General features: G+C 58.6%; 14 protein-coding genes. 8 read left to right on the top strand and 6 right to left on the bottom strand.

All coding sequences use genetic code 11. The features are described from left to right. Positions 1 to 2 precede the first annotated feature (2 nt). The 3 genes from ETAA8_RS14795 (at position 3) to ETAA8_RS14785 (ending at position 5,282) form a co-directional block, all read left to right on the top strand. Complete coding sequence (locus ETAA8_RS14795; protein ID WP_145089531.1) at positions 3 to 3,326, top strand: AsmA-like C-terminal region-containing protein; 3,324 nt, start codon at positions 3 to 5, stop codon at positions 3,324 to 3,326. Positions 3,327 to 4,127: 801 nt separating this feature from the next. After that, a complete protein-coding gene (locus ETAA8_RS14790; RefSeq protein WP_145089528.1) occupies positions 4,128 to 4,709 on the top strand; it encodes an ASCH domain-containing protein in 582 nt (193 codons plus the stop codon). A 108-nt stretch (positions 4,710 to 4,817) separates the two neighbouring features. After that, positions 4,818 to 5,282 (top strand): hypothetical protein, encoded by a 465-nt coding sequence (locus ETAA8_RS14785; protein WP_145089525.1) that lies wholly within the window; start codon positions 4,818 to 4,820, stop codon positions 5,280 to 5,282. 66 nt (positions 5,283 to 5,348) lie between these two features. Here ETAA8_RS14785 and ETAA8_RS14780 read toward each other — a convergent pair whose 3' ends face one another. The 3 genes from ETAA8_RS14780 to ETAA8_RS14770 all read right to left on the bottom strand — a co-directional run bounded on the left by ETAA8_RS14780 (position 5,349) and on the right by ETAA8_RS14770 (position 10,419). Next, positions 5,349 to 7,175 (bottom strand): 30S ribosomal protein S1, encoded by a 1,827-nt coding sequence (locus ETAA8_RS14780; protein WP_145089522.1) that lies wholly within the window; start codon positions 7,173 to 7,175, stop codon positions 5,349 to 5,351. Between the two features lie 280 nt (positions 7,176 to 7,455). After that, entirely contained in the window at positions 7,456 to 8,061 is a 606-nt protein-coding gene (gene nadD / locus ETAA8_RS14775; protein ID WP_145089519.1) for a nicotinate-nucleotide adenylyltransferase, read from the bottom strand. 54 nt (positions 8,062 to 8,115) lie between these two features. After that, positions 8,116 to 10,419, bottom strand: coding sequence for a VWA domain-containing protein (locus ETAA8_RS14770; protein WP_145089516.1), 2,304 nt, complete (start codon positions 10,417 to 10,419; stop codon positions 8,116 to 8,118). Positions 10,420 to 10,816: 397 nt separating this feature from the next. Between ETAA8_RS14770 and ETAA8_RS14765 the strand changes: the two genes are divergently transcribed. Next, positions 10,817 to 11,572, top strand: a complete 756-nt coding sequence (locus ETAA8_RS14765; RefSeq protein ID WP_145089513.1) for a hypothetical protein — start codon at positions 10,817 to 10,819, stop codon at positions 11,570 to 11,572. Positions 11,573 to 11,583: 11 nt separating this feature from the next. Here ETAA8_RS14765 and ETAA8_RS14760 read toward each other — a convergent pair whose 3' ends face one another. Genes ETAA8_RS14760 through ETAA8_RS14750 form a run of 3 tightly spaced genes read right to left on the bottom strand, consistent with a single transcriptional unit; the run spans position 11,584 to position 14,718 of the window. Continuing rightward, a complete protein-coding gene (locus tag ETAA8_RS14760; RefSeq protein WP_238397769.1) occupies positions 11,584 to 12,537 on the bottom strand; it encodes an L-lactate dehydrogenase in 954 nt (317 codons plus the stop codon). Between the two features lie 56 nt (positions 12,538 to 12,593). Next, the gene (locus ETAA8_RS14755; RefSeq protein WP_145089510.1) at positions 12,594 to 14,066 is read right to left on the bottom strand and encodes a sensor histidine kinase; all 1,473 of its coding nucleotides are present in this window, start codon (positions 14,064 to 14,066) and stop codon (positions 12,594 to 12,596) included. Beyond that, positions 14,047 to 14,718, bottom strand: a complete 672-nt coding sequence (locus tag ETAA8_RS14750) for a response regulator transcription factor (RefSeq protein ID WP_145089507.1) — start codon at positions 14,716 to 14,718, stop codon at positions 14,047 to 14,049. Before ETAA8_RS14750 ends, ETAA8_RS14755 begins: the two co-directional genes overlap by 20 nt. Positions 14,719 to 15,093: 375 nt before the next feature. On the opposite strand from ETAA8_RS14750, the gene ETAA8_RS14745 reads away from it, so the two are divergent. The 4 genes from ETAA8_RS14745 (at position 15,094) to ETAA8_RS14730 (ending at position 23,238) form a co-directional block, all read left to right on the top strand. Next, positions 15,094 to 16,743, top strand: a complete 1,650-nt coding sequence (locus ETAA8_RS14745; RefSeq protein WP_145089504.1) for a SulP family inorganic anion transporter — start codon at positions 15,094 to 15,096, stop codon at positions 16,741 to 16,743. Positions 16,744 to 16,964: 221 nt separating this feature from the next. Further along, the gene (locus tag ETAA8_RS14740; protein WP_145089501.1) at positions 16,965 to 19,304 is read left to right on the top strand and encodes a hypothetical protein; all 2,340 of its coding nucleotides are present in this window, start codon (positions 16,965 to 16,967) and stop codon (positions 19,302 to 19,304) included. 29 nt (positions 19,305 to 19,333) lie between these two features. Continuing rightward, positions 19,334 to 21,808 carry a DUF1549 domain-containing protein gene (locus tag ETAA8_RS14735; RefSeq protein WP_145089498.1) on the top strand — a complete coding sequence of 825 codons (2,475 nt, stop codon included), beginning with the start codon at positions 19,334 to 19,336 and terminating at the stop codon, positions 21,806 to 21,808. A 56-nt stretch (positions 21,809 to 21,864) separates the two neighbouring features. After that, on the top strand, positions 21,865 to 23,238 hold the full coding sequence (locus ETAA8_RS14730; protein ID WP_145089496.1) for a c-type cytochrome domain-containing protein: 1,374 nt from the start codon (positions 21,865 to 21,867) through the stop codon (positions 23,236 to 23,238). The last annotated feature ends 38 nt before the right edge of the window (positions 23,239 to 23,276 follow it).

Genomic DNA, 23,276 nt, shown 5'->3' with positions numbered 1-23,276 from the left:
GCATGGATTCCACGATCACCAGTTCGACCAGCACTTGGGGCTCTGCCTTGCGGCAGCAGACCGTGCGCGTCGTGATTGGTGTCTCGCTCGTGTTCGCGATTCTCGTGGCCGTTCGTTATTACGGCGTGAACAAGCTCGACCGCGAAATTCGGGCCCGCGTCGAGCAGCGACTCCGCGATCACTACCAAGGTTTGCAAGTCACGGTTCGCTCCGCGCGGCGGCTCGATTCGCGCGGCATCGAGATCCGCGGCATTACCATTCAGGAAGCAGGGGGCAAAACAGCTCCCCTCATCGCCCAAATCGAAGAAGCCATCATCCATTGCGATACCAGCTTGCCAGAGTTGCTCACCAAACTGCCGCAGATCAGTCGGATCGATGTTCGCCGCGTCAAAGTGCGGGCCGAACGAAAACCAAGTGGTGTCTGGAACGTTAGTCATCTGCTACCCCTTCCCTCCGTCGGCGGACAGGCCCCACATGCGACAATTTCTGACGGCACCGTCGAAGTCATCGATCCTTCGCAAGGGAACACCACCCCGCTCACGCTTCGCAACATCGAACTCACCGTTGGTTCCGCCGCTCCCACACCTGAGGTGGCAACTGCACCTGTGCTGCCCGTTCCGGCCACCGTCGACAATCGCGCCGCGTTGTCTTTGAAGGTGCAGGGCACGATTGCCGGCGATCACTTCGAGCGTGTCGAAGTCGAAGGAACCGTGCAACCTTTCGCCGGTAGTTGGGACCTGCGAGGAGCCGTTGAAGGCCTGGAATTCAGCCCGCGCCTGCGAGCGGCCTTGCCGCGCGAAGCGGGAGAACTCCTGGCTCCGTTGTCGTCGGTTCGTGGCCGTACTCAGTTTGGTTTTCATGTGACTTGCCCCACGACCCAAGCTCGCGAACAACAAGGGGCGAAAGTCGACTTTGTCGTGCACGGACGAATTGCCGAAGGACGCATCGATGACGCTCGCTTGCCCGATCCGCTGACAGACGTTGAAGCGACCATTCGACTCGATCCGCAGGGCGTCTGGATCAACGACCTCACGGGCCGCTGCGGACCCGCAGAATTGCAGCTCAACGCCGAGTTGCACGGCTACTCGCCCAACAGCCCTTGCCAGATCGATCTCATCGCCGAACGTCTTAACCTCGACCGTCTGACGGTCACGGAACTCCCCGCAACCCTGCAAAAGGTTTGGAGTGACTTCGCGCCGCGCGGTATTGTCGACATTCGCACACGGCTCACATCGGATGGCCGAAACTGGACGCCCGAGGTCACGATCAAGTGCCACAATCTTTCGCTGCAGTATGAGAAGTTTCCTTACCGCATGACCGATGCCAGTGGCACGGTGGAGTTGAAAGACGACCATCTGAAGGTGCGGCTCGAAATGATCGGCGGCGGCAAGATCATCGTCTGCCGCGCAGAGATCGACCACCCCGGTCCCGAGTTCCGCGGCTGGCTGCAGCTCCATTCGCAAGGTGGTCCCCTTGCCATCGACGATCGCCTGTTGCATGCCTTCACTCCCAGTGCTCAGCTCATCGTCCGCAAGTTCCAGCCCCGTGGCGCTGTTTCGTTTCATGCCACGCTCGAGCGCGAACATGGGACTGCTCCTCTCCATCGCAAATTGAACGTCACCCTCCACGACCTCACCATTCAGCACGAGGCATTTCCTTATCCCATCGATCGCGTCAACGGCACGTTGCAGATGACGAACGACAATTGGGACTTCACAAATCTCAGCGGCCGCAATGACAGTGGCTACATCGTTGGCCACGGCACGTGGCGCAAAGACGCACCCGATGGCAACCAACTTCAGCTGCAATTCACGGCCAGCGATCTTCCGCTCGAGGATGAATTGCGGCGGGCCTTGTCTCCGGCAATGCAGCGACTGTGGGTCAACATGCGACCGCGCGGCAACATCGATCATCTGCAAGTGCAGGTGAAGTACGATCCCGCCTTGCACAAAACCTCCGTCGCCGTAGACGCCGAAAAATGGCCGCCAAATCGCAACGTCGAAGGGCGCACGATCTCGATCGAGCCGACCTGGTTCCGTTATAGCCTCGATAATCTCACCGGCAGTTTTCACTATCGCGATGGCGAAACCACACTGCAAAATGTGACGGCCACGCATGGCCGCCTGACGTTGACTACCGAAGGCCAGACGCAGTTAATGCCCGATGGAGCTTGCCGTGTGATGTTGTCGCGCGTGACTGCCGACCGCATGCTGGTCGACCACGAGTTGCTCGCCGCGCTGCCGGCCGGCTTTGCCGCCTCCCTATCGAAGCTGGCGATCAATGGCCCTTTGAACATGCAAGGGGCACTGGGCATCACCGTTCCTGCCGATGTGGAACAACCGCCGCAGATCGATTGGGATCTCAATTTCGATATCGAAAACGGCAGCCTGACAGCGGGTGTGCCCATCGAACATATTCACGGCTCGGTTCGCCTCAAAGGACGCAACCAGGCATCAACCTTTGAAAACCGCGGCGAATTGCAGATCGATTCAGCGGTCGTGCGCGATGTGCAACTGACGCAGATTCGCGGACCACTGGTCTTCGATGCCGAGCAACTGCGCTTCGGCGGCTGGGCCGAACGAGACTTGCCCGGTCGTGTCCCGCGCCAACTCACCGCCAACGTCTTTGGCGGTGCCATCGCACTCGACGGGCAGATGCGCTTCGGTCAAGAGCTCCCTTTCCAGTTGCAGGTCTGGCTGGAGCAAGGAGACCTGGGGACCATCGTCCGCGAGGTAGCGCCGCGGCAACAACGCCTCAGTGGCAAAGTGTTCGCCGTCGTCAGCTTGTCGGGAACCGGCGAAGGAATGCATACCTATCGCGGCCAGGGACAAGTTCGGCTTCGCGACGCTGACATCTATGAACTGCCGGCCATCCTCTCGATGCTCAAGCTGTCGAGCATTCAGCGCCCGGATCGAACGGCCTTTACGCAAAGCAACATCGACTTCCGCATTGAGGGGGACGATCTCGAACTCGACCGGATCGAACTTGCCGGCGATGCGATCACCCTCAAGGGGCGCGGTCGGCTGACAGCCGGGCGCGAAATCAACATGCAGCTTTACACGCAGGTGGGCCGCGACGATGCCCAGATTCCGATCTTCCGCCCCATCCTGGGCGAAGCCAGCCGGCAGTTCCTGCTGTTCGAAGTTTCCGGTCCCGTCGACCAGCCCATCGTCCAGCGGCAAGTCTTTCCGCAATTGAACGAACGCCTGCAAGAACTCTTCCCGGAACTGGCCCAACTGGGCGTCGTCCGGCCCGAGAATCGCCCCGGCATCGGCAACTCGCTGATCAAGTCGACCAAAGACACGCTGATGCCTTGGCGAAAGTAGCTAACAGAAATTTCCGTTATTTCAAATTTCTCGCAAGGTTACCATGATGTCGTAAATAGATAGCTGGCAGTCAGTTGCGCGAGTCTAATTCGACGTAAGTCTTTAAGGCGCGGTGGAAGGCCCCGAATTCAATTTCCAATATCCCGCGCCGAACGCGATCAGGCCTCGCCAGCTTGTGCCCGACTTGGAAACAGGAAATTTCCACTATTCCATTCAGTTTGCAAAGTTGCCTGGAAGTCGCAAGTGGTTCACCGGCAATCACTTGGGCAGTCGCGAGTGGCCCTAAGTCCTTACCAGAGGCGGGAAACCTCGTAATTCAATTTCCATTATCATTCCAGAACTGAATTACAGACATGCGCGCGATTATTTCGATACGCATCGCACGATAGTTGCACATATTCTACCTGATTGTCAAAGAGCGCGCCAACAAGTTAGATGCGCGCTCGTTGACTAGTCTGGTCAATGTTATAAATATTCGCAGCCACTCACGCGGGCACCTCTTTAGGAAACCCGAAGCGTCAGCGAGGAAAGCGAACGGAAGGTACGGAAGCATATTTCTCTCGTGATTCGTTGGGATGACGCAAGTTGCGTAATTGATCTTGGTAAATCGAAATGGTCTGCCAACCGCGACAGCTCCTAACCGCGATCAGCACGCGCCTCGCTCACGCTTCGGATCTCCTGAAATGCGGCGAGACTGAGTGACTGCAACTCGACATCACACTAACGTGAACGCTTAAAAACGTCGTTTAGGAAATCTGCCGGCGCTCGAATCGCCTTTCTGTCCTTGGAGAGTTTCCGTCGATGCTCCTCAAGCAAGTCACGCTCGATGCGATTGCCCGCGGCGAAGTCACCCTCGCCTTTCGTCGCTGGCAGCGGCCGACGGTCAAAGCGGGTGGACGCTTACGCACCGCGATCGGCGAACTGGCCATTCAAGCAGTCGACGTGATTCAAGAGCGGGAACTCACTCCCGCCGCGGTTCGGCAGGCAGGTTACCACTCGCTCGATGATCTGCTCGCAGAGTTAGGCAAGCGACCCGGCACGCTCTACCGCATCCAATTTCGCCTGGCCGGCCCGGATACCCGCATTGCCCTGCGTGAACAGGAAACTCTCGCTGCCGACGAACTGGCAGAACTGACGCAGCGTCTCGCGCGGCTGGACGCAGCTTCCAAGATTGGCCCTTGGACCGAACGGGTCTTGCGCCTGATCGCTGCACATCCGGAACTCAAAGCGGGTGACCTGGCTGCCAAAGCCAAGCTCGACAAAGAGTGGCTCAAGCTTAACGTCCGCAAACTCAAAAACCTCGGCCTCACCGAAAGTCTCAACCCGGGCTATCGACTGTCGCCTCGCGGCGAGGCGTTGCTCGCATTTCTTGGCGATAAGTGATTCTGTTTACTACGAATGGTGCGGCCCGTAAGATCATTGAGACTTGCCTGGCGGGAAAAACTACTAGCCCGTTTCATCAAGATCACCCGTGCAGAAAGCTGATCTGCCATGAAAGTGAAGTGTCGCAGTTTGCTCATTCGCAGCTCGCAGCGCATCAATAACGTGACGGTGCGAAACGAGTACTACATGGACACACTGCAAGAGCACGAGGTCGACTTGCCGATCTTTCGCACCGCGCGGTTCTATCTGTACTTTCCGTTCGCGTTGCTAATGGCGATCGCGGGTGTCGGTGGCTTGATCGTATTTCCGCTGATTTGCGGCGGCGTGTTCTATTTTCGGGAGGATCCGAAGGAACTGTTCAAACAGTGGTACTTTTTGCCTGCGATCGCCGCCTGTGTGCTGTTGACTGTGTTCTTCGCGTGGAAGCTGAGCGTTGGCGAGGTTCGCAAAGAAATGCTGGAGGAAGCAGTTCGCAGCGAACGCAAACTTGCCAAGACCACGCCCCTCGAGATTGTTCCCGATTGGGAATGGAAGCTCTTCTCCGAAAAGTTGAAGGAGTCGGCCAAAAAATAAGCCCCGCTGAGTTCATCAGCGGGGCTCGGAGTTTTTCAATTCAGGACGAAGTGGTTAACCAGCAGACTAGGCCTTACCCTCGTCCCCTTCGGTCTTGTCGGCGGCCATGGTAGGGCTGATCAGCGGACCGCTGCCACCCAAACCACCCTTCAGCTCGCCACCCTTGCCCTTCTTCTTGCCTTGGTCTGGCGAAGCGGCACCTTCAGCGGCGGCAGCTTCGACGTTGTCGTCTTCGGACCAATCGACGCGCTTGCGGCTGAGGCCGATCTTGCGCTCGTCGATGTCGACGCGCAGAATCTTGACGTCGATCTTGTCGCCGACCTTCACCACTTCTTCCGGATTCTCGACCTTATGATCGGCGAGTTCCGAAATGTGGAGCAGGCCTTCGAGGCCATCTTCCAGGCCGACAAAGACACCGAAGTTGGTGATCTTCGTCACGGTTCCGCTCACCACCTGGTTCGCGGAGTACTTGCCGGGAATGTCGCGGGCCCATGGATCTTCGTCCAGTTGCTTGAGGCCCAAGGCGATACGGCGGCGTTCCTGATCGACCGACAGAATCTTGCACTTCACAACCTGGCCCTTTTCCAGCATTTCGCTGGGGTGACCAATCTTGCGAGTCCAAGACATATCGGAGACGTGGAGCAGGCCGTCGATTCCTTCTTCGAGTTCGACAAACGCACCGTAGTTGGTGAGGTTGCGAACCTTGCCTTCGACGAGGCTGTCGACAGGATACTTTTCCGCGACCTTGGTCCACGGGTTTTCCTGCGTCTGCTTCATACCGAGGGAAAGCTGCTGGCCTTCCTTGTCGACGCCCAGGATCACCACGTTGATCTCGTCGCTGATGTTGACGAGTTCGCTCGGGTGATTAACGCGGCGCGTCCAGCTCATTTCGCTGATGTGCACGAGGCCTTCGATGCCCGGCTCGAGCTTGACGAATGCACCGTAGCTCATCACGTTGACGACCGAACCCTTGTGGCTGCTGCCAACCGGGTACTTCTCGGCGACGTTGGTCCACGGGTTGTGCCCCTTCTGCTTCAGACCGAGCGCGATCTTCTGCTTCTCGCGGTCGATGTGCAGCACCATCACTTCGACTTCCTGGTCGATCGCCACCATTTCGCTGGGGTGGCCGATACGGTCCCAGCTCATGTCGGTGATGTGCAACAGGCCGTCGATGCCGCCCAGGTCGACGAACGCGCCGAACTCGGCGATGTTTTTGACGACACCCTTGCGGACCTGACCGACTTCCAATTCCTTGAGCAGCGATTCGCGTGCTTCCTGGCGCTGACGTTCGATGAGCGAACGACGGCTGACGACGATGTTCTTGCGAGCTTCGTCGATCTTGAGGACTTCGCACTGCACCGTGCGGTTGATGTAATCGCCGATGTCGGCCGGGCGACGAATATCGACCTGGCTGGCGGGGAGAAACACGTTGACGCCACTGACGTCGACGAGCAGACCACCCTTGATCTTGCGCGTGACCAGACCGGAGACGACGTCCCCTTCCTTGATCTTCTTGAGAATATCGAGCCACTGGTCCATCTTGCGAGCTTTGCGCTTGCTGATGCGAACCATACCGCCGTCTTCCGGCGTGGCAGTTTCGTCTTCGAGATCTTCGATCAGCACGCGGACGATATCGCCCACTTGTGGCGGCGGATCTTCGGCATCCCATTCGTCGAGCGGAATCGAGCCTTCGCTCTTAAAGCCAATGTCGACCAGAACCATTCCGTCGCCGACGCGGAGAATGCGTCCTTCGACGATCTTGTTGACGTCAAAATCACCGCCACCCTCACCGGGTTCCAGCCCGAATTCATCAAATCCGGCGATTGCCAGATCGTACATCGAGGTAATGTCGGGATCATTCTCCAGGGTTCGAATCAGACTGCGATTAACCATAGACCAGTCGTGCTTACCTTCCTCTCGTCAGCCCTGACCGCTTGTTTGTCCTGGCTCACTACCGCCGCGTGTTGAACGCCAGGTGATAAGCTGGGACGACGGGCAGAAATGGAGAGGCTTTGAGGTGCTTTTGCTGCTGCCGTACGAGCCACTCGGCGCGCGAAATATCCGGCAAATAGCGAATCGGGCAAACTACCATATTGATCGCCAACCCACAAGACAAACTGGAGGGAGTTTGGGGGTTATAGCGCCGCCATTTGGGGGCTGCTCTAAATGAGAGCTATCGATACAGTTGCTGGGCGCGGATGTATTCCTCAACTGCCCGCGGGGTGCGATAGCGCAAGCTTTGGCCCACACGGGCTCGATACCGCAGATCGGTACTGCTGAGTTCGACGATGGGCATCTCCAACCTTAACGCAGAGAGTTGCAGCAGCCGCGCAGGTGAAAGTAGATGCGCAAGACTCGTAAAATCGGGATCGGGCGCGCCCGCGCGACGCGAAACAACCGGCGCGGCCAGTTCGCAGATCCGCCCCGGCTCGCGCCAGGTCAGCAGGTCGCGAAGGGAATCGGCACCCATTAAAAGGAATAGCTCCGCGCCGGGCATTTGCTCGGCAATGGTTTGGAGCGTTTCGACGGTGTAACTGACGCCGCCGCGATCGATCTCAATGGTCGAGAGGCGAAAATGCTCGTTGCCGGCAATGGCCAGTTCCAGCATTTCGATTCGCTGACGGGCATTCGTCGCGTGACGGTCTTGCTTGTGAGGCGCAACCGCTGCGGGAATGAACCAAACCTGATCGAGAGCCAGCTGTTCGCGGGCGCTGTCGGCCAGCAACAGGTGGCCGTAGTGAATGGGATCGAACGACCCGCCAAAAATGCCAATCTTCATGGAGGTTCTCAGCACGCGCGGCGGTGGCGAGCCGCGCGCTGCGATCCGCCAGAACTACATTTTGGGAACAGGAAGGAGGACAGTGCCCGGCGGTACCGATCGCCCGGGGCCGTGATACTCTTCGACGAAATGAACGCCGAAGCCACGCTTCAGTTCATATTCTGCGCGAGCAGCCCAGGGTGTGCCAGGATGCTCCGTCATCACCGCGTTGAACATCGCGGTCGCCCGTTCAATATAGGGCTCCACCACTTTACCGGTGATAATCTGCTTGCGCGAGTGAATATCCCAGCCCGTGTGCCGCAGATTTGGTGGCTTGGTCGCCGGTACAACTCGCGGAGCCTTGGCAAATTCCTGAATATAAGCCCGATACTCGAACATTCGCGCTTGGTAGGCGATGATCTGAGCGTAGATCAAGTCGTAGTTCGCTTGCCAACGCGGGGAAGATTCGTGACGACGAACCTTCTCCAGCCGCTGCATTTCTTGTTCGACCCGCGACAGGTACTCGCCGTAAATGGTCGCCTTGCCAGACTCAATCTGGATTTGCTTGAGCAAATTGGGGAGATCGGGCGAGAACTCCATTCGCATTTCGATGATCTTGGCGATTTCCGGATTGTACGGATTCAGGTCGTAAATGACTTTCGTGAGCGAACGGCGGAGCTCGGAACCTTCAATTTCCTGACCTACTTCCATCCGCGAACGGATATCGGGCAGGTACATGCGCATCGCTTCGAGTTCGTAGCGGCGTTTCTCGCCGCGCACGAGGGCAGTTTCCAAGCTGGGCAATAGAAAGAAAATGCCACCCGTTTCGTGGCTCATTCGCGTTTGTTCGTACGGGCCGAAGCCGCTGTTATGGGCATCGTACCGGCGATGGAAACCATCGGTTTGCAGCTGCTCGACGAAAGCGGTTTCGGGACCGCGATCGATCCGGATCCAGTGATGGTGACCTGTTTGCGGGTGAATCCAACGGATATGAGCATAGGGATAGCCAAAAATAGCTTCCCGCCCAATGACGAAGATTTTGCAGGCTGCTGCCTTGGCCTCTGCCACGGCTCGTTCCAGGTTGCTTTGATTGTCGGCCTGCTCACCACTTTCGTCCGTGGCGAGAATGAGGCACATCCGCCGCCCCGTCCGCTGAGCGTAGGCCCGGTGCGTCGCCACAGCCTGGGTCACTGCGGAGCACATCATTTCTTTGCCGGAAGGGTCGCTCGGCACTTCGTCGATGCAGGCCTTAATTTCGTACCAGTCCGAAGTCGGCTTGCGGGTGTGCTGAATGTACCCTTCGCCATAGCTGACGACGGCCGTTTCTAACTGATCTTGATTGTGTTTGCTGACCAGGCCCAATTGCTTGTAGACGTGCTCGATTCGGTCGCGGATCTCGCGCTGATCGTCCTTCATGCTTTCGGACTGATCGAAGGCCCATACAACCAATACGGGCCCTTTTTCGAGCATCCACAGAATCTCTTGCGTAATGCGATCGAGGGCTTCGTTGTAGTCGTCGACCACCGCGCGGGCATCCCCCACCTGGCCATCGGGCGCTTGAACGATCAGCTGCTTGCTGGAAGGGGTATCAATAAATAGCCCCTCGACGGTGACGTCGGCCGCCTTCACCATTTCCTCGAGCAGGGCTTTATCGACGGGTTGAACTTCCTGGGCGCCGGCGACGGGCCCGGAAGCACCAACTTCGCCCGCATCCATCGACGAACTGAAGGTTTGGTTCGTTACTTCGGTAACTTCCGTCAGCTGATTTTCGAGTTCGACCTTGATCTCTTCCTTCAATTCGTCAGGTTCGACGGCCGACGAAACGATCTCTAACAATTTTTTGGCGGTCGGCGTGTCGATGGCGAAATACGACAACAGGAACAAACCAAGCAGGTGCACGATCATCGAAATCATGGCAGCCGAAGTGTTCTGCACAATCTTCTGAGCCCGCGTGGGCTGCGCGCCGTCGTCGACAATTTCTTCGACAGCCTCTTCGGGAGTGCGGGGCTTGGCGGTCTTGGCCGGGAGTATGGCAGCCTTCGTCACCGGTGGAGTCACAACCTTGGCCGGTGGCTTGACGGGGGGAGTGGCCACAGCGGCAGGCTTTGGTGCGGTTGGCTGTGGGGTCTTGGGCACAGTCGCCGCGCCGGTCGGACTAGCTTTCTTCGGCGCAGTGCCTGAGGCGGCCGCAGACGGTGCCGCTACGGCTGGTTTCGTCGGTTCGGGAGCGAGTTCTTCGAACTCGTCCACTTCCTCGAACTCTTCAAAGTCCTGAATTTCATCGACAGGCGGTTTGCCGCTGTGAGGCGGGACCGTAGGCGTGAACGGCGGAAACATCGCCGATTCGTGGGTACTATCCGAGAGGCTAGAGTCTGACACAGCGCGGCTCCTCGCTGCAGGAACGACGGCCTGACAATCATTAGCACCAATATACAGGCGTTGATTATAGCAGTCCTTTGGAGGAATACTCCATCGTTTTTTTGATTCGTTTGCAGAAATAGAAACTATTGCAGTTGGCGGGAAAGTTCACCGGCCGGCGGTGATCGCTGGCTGCGCGGAACTGGCTGCCCGAGTGGGCCGCCAGGTACGAGAGACTTGCTCCCGAGTGGAACTCTGGCCGCTGCTGGACTCCGCTCGTCGCGCTCCCGATTTGCACAACTTAGCGACAGCAACACCCGCGCCCAACTTCGTCGATTTGCGCTTGCGCTTGCGCCGATGAGATTTTTAGTGACCTGTCCATTGTCACTGCGGGGCAGGCGAAGCAAGGTAAAAGATCATGGCTGACGTCCAATTGGGTTCCATCACGCTTTCCATCGATTTGGAACTGGAGATCAGCCGGGCCTCGAAAACTCAGCTCCGCTGGCTGGACGATCTGACTCCCGAGCTTGTCGCACTCCTCGACAGCCATGCGATTCCGGCGACATGGGCGGTGGCTGACCCTGCTCGCTCAGCGGCGACCGAACCTGTCCTCGCTTCCACCCAGCCACACGAGTTGGCGGTGTTGGGCGATCGGAGTTGGTTGGGCTGGGGTGCCGGCGGCAGCCGAGCGAACCGCGAACTGGCCCGGCGGATCAACGGAGCCGCTGCCCGCCAGATCACCATCCGCACTCTCGTCCTGCACAACGAATCAAGCTTTGCCAATGGATTGCCATTGGCCGAGTTGGGCATTCGGGCCATTCGCCAGCCCATCGGCCATGAGGTTGTGCGAGCGGTCTCGATGGCCGGTCTGCCGCACGATTTGCAACTGGCCGAGCAAGTTCAGCGCGTGACCTTGCCGACCTGGTGGTCGTGGTGGGACTGGCAGTCGCAGTTGGCCACCCAATTTCGCCGGACGAGTCTCTTTCCCGGTCACGTGGCCTGTCACTTGGGAATCGATGCCCAACAATTGTGCGACGCCGGCCCCCGCGGACTTCATCGTCTCGACCAACTCCTGGGGCAACTCAACCACCTGCGCGAGCGCCAAGGACTGGCCATTCAAACCCTTCGCCAGTGGAGCGACCGCCGCGGTACACCATCGCGCAGGGTTGCTTAAAGCAGGGCCGCTTAAAGTTTGCCTGCCAACGAGCGCGCTGCGGAATCGATAATCTCGGCCGAATGCCGCAGGGCAGCAGCCTCTTGGTCGCTCAAGGGTAGCGGAATGCAACCGAGCACTCCGGCCCCGCCCACCAAATGTGGGAGTGCAAACGTGACTCCGCTCAGCCCTTGATAGTCGTCGACGCGCGAGGTGACAGTCAGAATCGCCCGCTGATCGTGAACGATGACGTCGACAATTCGGGCAATTGCCGCCCCGATGCCGTAATAGGTCGCTCCCTTCCCTTCGATGATGGTATAGGCCGCGCGGCGGACCCCAACATCAATCCTCTCCCGCAGCGCCTCGTCGTACGGCAATTGCCGCAGGCGGGCATAATCTTCCAGGTGCATGCCGCCAATCGTGGCCTGCGACCAGGTGAGCACTTCCGAATCGCCATGTTCGCCGATGACGTAGCCATGCACGTGGTGCGAATCGACGCCAAAATGTTCGCTCAGCAGCGTGCGAAAACGAGCCGTATCGAGCGTGGTACCACTGCCGAGCACGCGCGAAGCGGGCACGCCTTGCAAACCCGCGAAATGGGCGGCAATGTGTGTCATCACATCGACCGGGTTGGTAGCAATCAACAACACGGCATCGGGCGCGGCTTTGAGCACTGCCGGAACGACGGCGCGAAATACTTCGGCATTTCGCTCCAGCAGTTGCAAGCGCGTCTCGCCGGGCTTTTGCCCCACGCCAGCAGCAATGACCACCACCTGGCTGCCGTTCAGGTCGGCATAGTCGCCGGCTCGTACTCGCAAAGGCTGCGAAAACGGAATGGCGTGAGAGATATCCTGAGCTTCGGCGATCGCGCGTTCTTTTCGCATATCGACCAGCACGATTTCGCGGCCAACCCCTTGTTGCACCATTGCATAAGCGGCGGTTGCACCCACAAAACCACTGCCGACGACTCCCACTTTAATGGCCATCCTGGGCTCCTTTTTTGACTCTTGCTGCTAACGCGGGCTGGAATGAACAACAGTCGCTACGAGGCGGCGATCACTTCGGCGAGTTTCGAAGCGAGCGGGAGAGAAATAATGAATTTGGTGCCGCGATCGATCGTGCTTTCGACGGTAATCGTGCCGTGATGCGTTTGAATGATCGACTGACAAATGCTGAGCCCCAGGCCTGTTCCTCCCGTGGGAGTGCCCCGCATCCGCGAGCGATCCACCCGGTAAAAACGGTCGAAGATGTGTGGCAAGTCGACTTCGCCAATGCCCGGTCCGTTGTCCTCAATGGTCAGGGTGACCATGGGACGCTCAGGATCCTTTTGCATCGAGATGACAATTTCGCCCCGTTCCGCTTGTCCGTTCACGCCCGCAGCTACCGACGGCTGTTGGTAATGACTGGCCGTGAACTTAATGGCGTTGTCGATCAAGTTACTCAGCACCTGCCGCAGGTAGTTGCGATTGCCCGTGACGAAGATCACCGGCAAGGGTTCGACACGCAGCCGAACCCCGTTGAAATCCGCCACGCCTTGAAACATCTCGACGGTACGCGTCACGAGCGAATCGAGGCGCACATCGCCATCCAGCACGGTCGGCCGTTCGGCATCGGTTTCTGCGAGCAGCAAAAGTTGATTTACCAACGTTTCGAGCGAGGCACATTCGTCGATCACTTCGGCCAGCAGTTCGTTGTATTCGTCGACGGTGCGATTGCCGCTCAGGGCCACTTCGACACTGCTGCGAATCGCCGAGAGGGGCGTGCGCAGTTCGTGAGCCGCATTGGCGAGAAAATCGTGCTTTTGTTTCAAATAAGCAGCCAGTCGGTCGAGCAAGCCGTTGACGGTGATGGCCAACTGGTCGAGTTCATCCTGAGTGCCACGAATTTTCAACCGCTCGGACATTTCGGCCGGTCGTAACCGGGCCGTGGTCTGCATCATTTGCGCGAGGGGCTGCGTGGCGCGACCGGCCAGAATATAGCCGCCGACGGGCGACGCGACCAACAGCACTGCCGAGACGATCATTACCAGGCGATCGATGACGGCCATTTCGCGTTGGATGAAGGCAATCGACGAACCAACGCAGACGATCGCGTGCTGTTTGCCGGAAAACTTGCGAAGTGCCAGGCGATAGTCACCGACCGTCAGTAGTTGAACAGTCTCGGTTGCGGCTGGCAGTCGCGGCAACTGCGGGGCACTCTTGCTGGTCCAAATGGCTTCGCCAGCACTATCGAGAAATAAGACAAACCACTGGTGGTAGGCGTGACTGCCGGCCTTGATGTCGAGCTCGCGCTGCAAGCGATCGAAGTCGAATTCAGGTTCCGCACGCAGATTCTGCGAGATTTCTTCGAGATCTTCTGCCAGCACTCGGTCCAGGTCGTAGTTGAGGATGTAGGCCATCCCCTGGCGCACAATCAGCAGAATGGCAAAACCAGTGAGCAGTACGGCGAGCGCATTCCACAACATCAACCGGAATCGCAAAGAGCGAATGGTGGTTTTAAGTCGCTCGAAGGACATATCCTCTTCCCCGCACAGTCTGGATCAGCGGCTCGTCGAAGCCGCGGTCGATCTTACCGCGCAGGCGATTGATGTGCACTTCCACCACATTCGTCACACCTTCCCAGTCCGATTCCCACAAATGTTCGCAGAGCATTTTGCGAGTAACCACCTGCCCATGAAAGCGAATGAGGTACTCAAGCAGGCTGAATTCGGTGGGGGTGAGCGAGATTTCGGCCCCGCCGCGAGTAACTCGGCGGTTGGTCAGGTCGAGCGACAAGGGACCAGCACTCATCGTCGAACTCGGGCGGTCGGCCACGCGTCGCCCTATGGCTTCGAGCCGCGCCATCAATTCCGGAAATGCGAACGGTTTGACGAGATAATCATCGGCACCAGCCTTCAATCCGGTCACCCGATCTTCTACCGATCCCATGGCAGTGAGCATTAAGACGGGGGTGCGAATTCCTTCGACCCGCAACGTTTTCATGATCTCGACCCCCGTCAGGTCGGGCAACATCAGGTCGAGAACGACGGCGTCGAACCGCTGGGAACGAGCATCTTCTAAGCCTTTGCGACCGTTACGGACCCACTCGCACGCATGCCCCGCTTCGGCCAGTCCTTTTTGCAGCGCCTTACCCAAGACGGGATCATCTTCGATTACCAGCAGGTTCATGCTTGATTCTCCGCCGCAGCTGGAGTCGATCGCACGCAGGTAGCGGCGATTCGCAGCGCGGCACTAAATCTATTATTGGCACTGCAGCGGTAATTCAGCTAGGGCTGCCCATCTACCTTGCTGTTTCGTAACGGATCATTTGCCCGCGCTGCTGGAGCAAATCTGGCAAAATCGTAATCAAGTTGTCTACTTACTCCTTGAGAACGCGCAGTTAAAATAGAGCCTGTTCCAGTGCTGGCTGCCGCCTTCCTCTCAGGCTTTCGCTTCAAACACACTGCATTCGGGAACTCTCCTCGCCCGGCCGTTGCTTCCTTGGTTCGCGATCATCTGACTCACGCGCTTGCGGCGTGCTGGTCAGCAGGAATCTGAATCACTATGCCTGAGTCCGCTCCTGCTGCACGCCCTCCCAGCTTCGATTTAAGACGGGAACTGCTGGCGTCCATGGTCGTGTTTCTAGTCGCGTTGCCGCTCTGCATCGGCATTGCGGTGGCTGTGGGAGTTAGTCCTGGCCGGGCACTCATCACCGGGATTGTCGGCGGCATTGTGGTGGGCCTGATCGGCGGTTGCCCGCTCCAAGTGAGTGGTCCCGCGGCCGGCCTGTTCGTGATCGTGGCCGATGCCCTCCTGAAACAGAAAAGCTACTTTCTCGCGGAAGTGAACCCGCAGGGAACCGAAGCTGACGCTCTGGCGTATTCGCTCAGCGCGCTTGGGGTGAGTGTGATGCTGGCGGGAGCCATGCAGTTCGCGGCGGGGCAGTTTCGGCTCGGGCAGTGGTTTCGAGCCGTGTCGCCGGCGGTGATCGAGGGGATGCTGGGTGGCATTGGGATTTTGATCCTGGCGAGTCAGTTTCACGTAATGTGCGATCACGATGCGATGTTTCACGGTCATAAGGCACACGGCGGTCTGCAATATCTGGCTACCATTCCGGATGCCTTGCAACAGGCGTTTGCCGGGGGGCTATCGGGACCCAAGTTTCACGCCACGCTCATTGGCCTGCTGAGCGTCGCCGCGATTGTTTTGTGGCAAAGCCTGGCACCGAAAAAGTTGCGGCTGATTCCGGCCGCGCTCGTGGCCGTGATTCTGGCCGTGGCGCTCGGCGTGGTGACTGGGTGGGAAGTTCGCAAATTGCAGGTTACGGGCAATATCTTGGCGGACATGAGCTTTCCCTCGGCGATCTCGTTGCAGGCGATACTGAATCCGGGCGTGCTGCTGACCGGTGGAATGATCGCCATCATCGCCAGTGCCGAGACGCTGCTATGCGCCACAGCTGTCGATCAAATGCAGAACGGTCCGCGCACGAATTACGATCAGGAACTGTGTGCGCACGGCATCGGCAATTTTTTATGTGGCCTGCTGGGTGCCTTGCCGATGACCGGCGTCATTGTCCGCAGTTCGGCCAATGTTCAAGCGGGTGCGTCGAGTCGATTGTCAACCATTTTGCACGGCATTTGGTTACTTGTCTTTGTGGTGTTTCTGCCATTCCTGCTGGCTTACATTCCCAAAGCGGCCTTGGGAGCTATCCTGGTTTACACCGGCTTTAAACTGGTGAAGTTCAAAACGTTGCAAGAACTGTGGCGCGTCGACAAAGGGGAAGCTCTCATTTTTCTCACGACGATGGCCATCATCGTGGCCGAAGATCTGCTCCTCGGTGTGCTGGCCGGTTTAGCTCTGAGCGCCGGCAAGCTTTTGTATCGCTTTTCGCATCTGGCACCCAAACTGACCATTGCTGCCGGTCAAAAGCAGGCCACGCTCGAACTGGAAGGGGCCGCAACGTTCATCCGCTTGCCGCTCTTGGCTTCATTTCTCGAACAGGTGCCCGTCGGTTCGGAGTTGCACGTCGACTTCACCCACCTTTCGTACATCGACCATGCTTGCCTGGAACTCATCACCTCCTGGGCGAAACGCCACAAGAGCACCGGTGGCAAATTGGTGATCGACTGGAATTCACTACATGCCCGCTTTAAGGATCTGCCGGCGCGATCAGCGAGCATGACGGCCGAGTCAGCGGCAGCAGTCAAGGCTTAGTCGTTGGTTGCGTTGTTGACGGAATCTCTTGGCCATCTCTCATTTTGCTCTCTTGGTTGACCGGCGCGCTGGCGCTGGTCAGAATGGGCGCTGGCGATTTGGTTCTTCTCTTGCCCGCTGACTGCTGGGTAATGGGTGTTCAATTCGCCTTGGCAAAGCTGGCTACTGGCTTTGTCGCTCCCGCCTCCACGACATACCTACCTTCCACCCAGAGCGCACTCGTGACTCACCCCGCGCCAATATGTTGGTCAGCGATTGTCTGTTGCTGCCTGCTCATCCTGATTGGTGCTGCACCGGCCATCGCCCAGCCCGCAATCACAGGCGTGTCCCCTTCGTCTGTTAAGCCGGGCGCGACAACGGAAGTCAAGTTCACCGGGACCAAGATCGACGGCCCCCTGCAGATTTGGACGAGTTTTCCCGCCCGCTGCGAATGGGTCGGGCACGATCCCAAAGCGAAGGAAGTGAAAAACCTGGTCTGCAAAATGACGGTCCCGGCCGGCGCGAGCTTGGGTGTCGGCGGGATTGTGATCGCCTCGATTCGAGGCATCAGCGATGTGTTGCCGGTGATGATCGACGACTTACCGCTGGTCGCCGATAACGGCAAGAACCACGCGCCCGCTTCGCCGCAGGACGTTTCGCTCCCCGCTGCCATCGAAGGAACCAGCGATGGTCCCGCCAGCGATTACTTCGCCTTCAATGCCAAAGCCAACGAACGAGTTTCGCTGGAACTGGTCGCCGCCCGGTTGGGTAACGATTTCGATGGCGTGCTGCGGGTGATTGACTCGACCGGTAAAGAACTACTGCTGCTCGATGACGATGCCGCCGCGGGGGCCGATTTTCGCGGGCTGTTCGTGGCTCCCGCCGATGGCAAGTATCTGCTCGAACTGCGCGACAATCGCTATAAGCCCAACGGTCGCTATCGGCTGCGACTAGGCACTTTTCCAATCGTTACGACCGCACATCCCATTGGTGTGCAAACGGGCGTGCCGACGTCGCTGCAATTCGTTGGCCCAAACGTCGCTGGCCTGGCTCCGTTGACTTTGCTCACCGGCGAGTCGAACAGCCGGCGCTTGCCTCTCGGTTCACCCGCCGCCAACAGTGTCGGTGCCAGTTGGAGCACCGTGATTGCCAGTTCGCTCCCCGCTGCAGTTGAACCCCAAGGAACGAAAGAACCGCTTACTCTGCCCATTGCGGTACATGGAGTGCTCGCCGTCGCTCGCGAGCAGGATGAATTCGCCTTCACCTTGGCCAAAGGTCAGCGGGCGTCATTTGTGCCTGTTTCACGCAGCGTCGGTTCGCCGGCTATTGTTTCGCTACGCCTCATCAATGCGGCTGGTGCGCAAGTGGCCGAAGCAGCAGTCACTGATAACGAGGAAGAGCCTCTGTCGTTCGTGGCTCCTGCCGACGGTGTTTATCGGCTGCAAGTGAGCGACCTCACGGCCCGCGGTGGCAGCGACTTCACCTATCGCATCGAAGCGACGACTGGCCCCAGTTTTCAACTCATTCGCAAGCCAGGCGTTTTGAAGCCGAAAGTCGCTGATCCGAACAATAATCGAATCCATTTTCCCGTCAGCATCGACGGTGGCGGCTTTGCCATTGATGTCGTCGCTCAGCGCAGCGGTTACGACGGCGCCATTCGCCTGCGGATCGATTCGCCACGCAGCGGTTGGCAAACTGTGAACCATGTGATTGCGGCCAAAGCGAACGAAACGCGGCTATACGTCATTCCCCCGGCCGATTGGCAGCTGGCAGAAATCGCCTCGCTCCGCGTGGTGGGCGAAGCAGCCGATAGCGAAGACATTCCGCCCGCAGTGATGTCGACAATCGCTCAAGTGCGACTCGCCAAGCCGGCGATGATCTACCCGGCTCCCTTCAGCGATGGTCTGATTCTCGCCTCGGGCCTGCTTGCCAAGAGCGAGTTCTATACGCTCTCGCAAACGAAGCCCGAAATCACCTTGCTGCGGCAAGTGGGCCAAGCTCAACTCACGCTGGCGATGCAGCGAACCGAAGCGACGTTCAAAGATATTCCCCTGACCGTGCTGGTGACCAAAGCCCCTGCGGGAGTGACGACGGAAGTCAAACGAAACGGCAACGGCCCGGCTGAAACGTATGACATCATTTTGAAAGCGCCAAAAGAGATTGCCGCGGGGCGTCACGTGCTGCGGTACTTTACCTATGCCGAGTTAGCGGGTACTGGACTGGCCGTATTGTCGAACGATGTGGTGGTGAACGTTGTCGATCCGCTGACGATTACGGTAACACCAGCCGGGCCGTTGGTGGCCGGTCAAAAGCAAAAGGTAAAGATTGCGGTGAAGCGACAAGCGGACGATCGCCAAAGCGTGGAACTAACGTTCAAGTCGCTCCCACCAGGTGTGACTGCCGCGCCAGAGAAGAGCACGCTTGCTCCCGATCAAAACGAACTGGAAGTGGAACTTTCTGCCGCCGCCGATGCGGCAGCGATCATGTTCAAGGAACTCACTGTTGTTGCGACCAGCAAAGCAGCGGGCCAGAATGTGACCGGCGAAAGTGCCGCTGCCACGCTCGAAGTCAAGAAGCCCTAACCAGCTAACTGCCAGCCAGGATTTTGCTCATGCAACTGCCACGTTCGCTGACGAGACCGACCATCGCTCTGCTCTGCCTGCTCAGCAGCACGTCGATGCTCCGGGCTGATGATTTGCCGCTCGAGCCGCTTCAAATCGGCCAGCCTACAAAGTTGGAAGTCCATCCGGCGACCGTAAAACTGAACGGCAAGAATGCCACCGCTCAGCTTGTCGTCACCGGCCACTATGCCGACGGCTCGATGCAAGATCTGACCCGCGCCGCCACGATCACCTCGAGCAACAACGATCTCGTGATTGCCGAGAGTGCCATCCTGCGTGGCAAGACCGATGGCAATGCCGAAATCACCATCGCCGCTGGTGGCCAGCAAGTGAAGCTGCCGGTGGAAATCACCCACGCAGCCACTCCGGCTCGTTTGTCGTTCGAGTTCGACGCCCTCGTGGCCCTTTCGAAGAACGGCTGCAACTCCGGCGCTTGTCACGGTTCCCCCAGTGGCAAGGGTGGCTTTCGCCTTTCGCTGCGGGCCTTCGATCCCGTGCTCGATAACCTCACACTCATTCGCGAAGATCTCGGCCGCCGCACCAATAAAGTGACTGCCGACGAAAGCTTGCTGCTCCTTAAGCCGCTGATGAAAGTTCCGCACGGCGGCGGCCAGAAGATGAAGAAGTCGGATCCCGCCTACGCCGTGCTGCGCGACTGGATCGAACAAGGCTGTAACGCAGATCCCGCCGATCAGGCCCGCTGCGTGAAGATTGAAGTCTCGCCGCCGACCGGCCGGCAGTTCAAGTTTCCTGCACACACCCAACAGTTGGCCGTGCGAGCTCATTTTTCGGATGGCACCAGCCGCGATGTCACGCCGCTCGCTTGCTACTCGTCGTCCGATACCGAAGTCGCCGAAGTGACCGAAGCCGGCCTCGTCATCGGCAAAAACCGAGGCGAAGCTGCGATTTTGGTTCGCTATCTCGAACACATCGAATCGGTCTTTCTCACCTTCGTGAAAGACATCCCCGGCTATCAGTGGCCCAATCCGCCGACGAACAATTACATCGACGAACTCGTCAACGTCAAACTGCGACAATTGCAGTACCTGCCATCGGGCCTCTGCAGTGACGAAGAGTTCCTCCGTCGGGCCTATTGCGACGTGATCGGCACGCCACCCACCGTGGACGAAGTGCGAGCCTTCCTGGCTGACGGTGCTCCCGACAAGCGGGCGAAGGCGATTAACGCGCTGCTCGATCGTCCGGAATACGCTCGCTTCTGGGCGCTCAAGTGGGGCGATCTGCTGCGACTGACGAATCAGCAAATCGGCAACAGCGGGATGTTCAAATATCATCGCTGGGTCGAACGGGCGCTAGCCACCAACATGCCCTACGATCAATTCGCCAAGGAATTGCTCGTCGCCAGTGGCAGCACGCTGGAAAATCCAGCAGCCAATTTTTATCGCACGGCCGGCGATACGAATGAATGCGTCGAAACGATCTCGCAAGTCTTTCTCGGCGCTCGCCTGCAGTGCGCCAAGTGCCACAACCATCCGTTCGAACGATGGACGCAAGATAACTACTATGGCATGGCAGCCTTTTTCAATCGCGTGCAGCGGAAGAAGTCGGCGCGCCCCGATGAACTGGTTGTCTACATGGCCCGCGGTGGTGAAGTCACCCAGCCGCGCACCAACAAGCAGATGAAGCCGTGGCTGCCGCAGCGGGGCGACGTCGATCCTCCTGCCGATAGCGACCGCCGCGACACGTTTGCCAATTGGCTGATCGAAAAAGAGAATCCCTACTTCGCCAAGATCGAAGTTAATCGACTTTGGAGCCATCTGCTCGGGCGTGGCATTGTCGAACCGGCCGATGACTTCCGCGAGTCGAATCCGCCGTCGATTGCGGCCCTGCTCGACGCGCTGGCCAAGGACTTTGTCGAACACAACTACGACCGCAAGCATATCCTGCGGACCATTCTCAACAGCCGCACCTACCAGGCCGACTTCCGCCCGAATGATATGAACAAGGACGATGTAAAGTACTTTTCCCATTATCAGCCGCGGCTCCTTTCGGCCGAGCAATTGCTCGACTCCATCTGTGCCGTCACCGACCTGCCCGAAACCTTCGCGGGCTTGCCAGTTGGTACCAAGGCGACGCAGCTGCCTTCGCCCGATCTGGCCAAGCATGAGTTTCTGAAGATCTTCGGCCAGCCCGAACGTCAAACCGTGTGCGCTTGCGAGCGGACCAGCGATTCGAACCTCGGCATGGCGATTCAGTTCTTCAACGGCCCGCTGATTTATGGCAAGCTGCGCGATGCGAACAATCGCTTTCGCAAAGCCATCACCGCGGGCAAGAAGAACGAAGACATCATCGAAGATTTGTACCTCGCCGCCGTCAGCCGTCGTCCCACGCCCAAAGAACTGGAAGCCAGCCTCACCCACATCGCCAGCAAGGGGGACCAGGTCGTCGGGCTGGAAGATGTCTGCTGGGCGCTCCTCAACACCAACGAGTTCCTGTTTCAACACTAACCCTTCCCTGCTCCCTCTCCTCGGCCAAGCATCCGCCTACTCCCACCGGTTTGAACATGAAACGCACATTCGAATTTCTCGTCGCGGCAATCGTCGCCGCCCTCGCAATTTCCTCTGCCCAAGCTGATCCCGTCAGCTTCAAGGGGGATGTCGCCCCGTTGCTGATTAACAGCTGCCTGGCGTGCCACGGGCCGAAGAAGGCAGAAGGTGGTTACCGGATCGATACGTTCGAAAAGGTGATGGCCGCCGGCGATTCGACGAGTCCGGGCTTTCATGCGAAGGATCTGGAGGGAAGCGAAGCATTCCGGCGCATGATTGAAACGAACCCCAAGGAACGGATGCCGCTTGATGGCGACCCGATGACAGCCGAGCAGATCGCCACCGTTAAGAAGTGGATCGAAGAAGGGGCCAACTTCGACGGGCCCGATCCGAAAGCTCCGCTGGCTTCGTACATTCCGGCCCCCAAGCATCCCGCTGGTCCGGAAAAGTACAGCGCGACCATGCCCATCACGGCGCTCGCTTTCACACCCGATGGTTCGCAACTGCTGGCTGCCGGCTATCACGAAGTGACCGTTTGGAATCCGGCCGACGGCCAGCTCATTCGCCGCATCAACAACGTCGGCCAGCGGACGTATGGCCTGTCGGTCAGTCCCGATGGCCAATTGCTCGCCGTCGCTTGCGGCGCTCCCGGTCGCTTGGGCGAATGCCGCATCTTTAAACTCGATAGCGGCGAACTAGTCCGCGTCATCTCGACCACCAGCGACGTCGTCTACGATTGCCAGTTCAATCCGGCTGGCGATCGCATCGCGACCGCTGCCGCCGATGGCTCCGTTCGCGTGTTTGAAGTGGCGACCGGCAAGGAGCAGAACACGATCACCAGTCACAGCGACTGGGTCTTCGCCGTGGCCTGGAGCCCCGATGGCAATAAGCTCGCTTCGGCTAGCCGCGACAAGACGGCCAAGGTCTACGACGCGAAGACCGGCGACCTGCTCATCACTTACTCGGCCCACAACAAGGAAGTTCGCGGCGTGATGTTCCATCCCGATGGTGCCGAAGTCTATTCCAGCGGCAGCGATAACAAAATTCAGCGCTGGACCGTCAGCGAAGCCAAAAAGAGTGCCGAAGTTGGCTTTGGCGGCGAGGTCTACAAGCTGGCAGCCGGTGGCGAGTTCTTTCTGACGAGCTCCGCCGAGGCCAAGGTCCGGCAGTTCAACGCCAAGGATCAAAAGCAGATTCGCGAATACCCGGGTGCCAAGGACTGGGTCCTCTCGGCCGCCTATCATGCCGGCACCCAGCGAATCGCTGGCGGCACGTTCGATGGCCAGGTCATCATCTGGAATGCCGAAGACGGCAAACAAGTGGTCGCCTTCACTGCGGCACCTGGTTTCACTCCGCCAGCGCCTGCTGAAAAACCGGCCGAGAAAAAGTAACTGTCCCGTAGCTTGGGCTTTAGCCCACGTCGTTGACG

The sequence above is a fragment of the Anatilimnocola aggregata genome, assembly GCF_007747655.1.
Taxonomy (GTDB): Bacteria; Planctomycetota; Planctomycetia; order Pirellulales; family Pirellulaceae; genus Anatilimnocola; species Anatilimnocola aggregata.
This window is presented reverse-complemented; position numbering and strand designations above follow the sequence as displayed.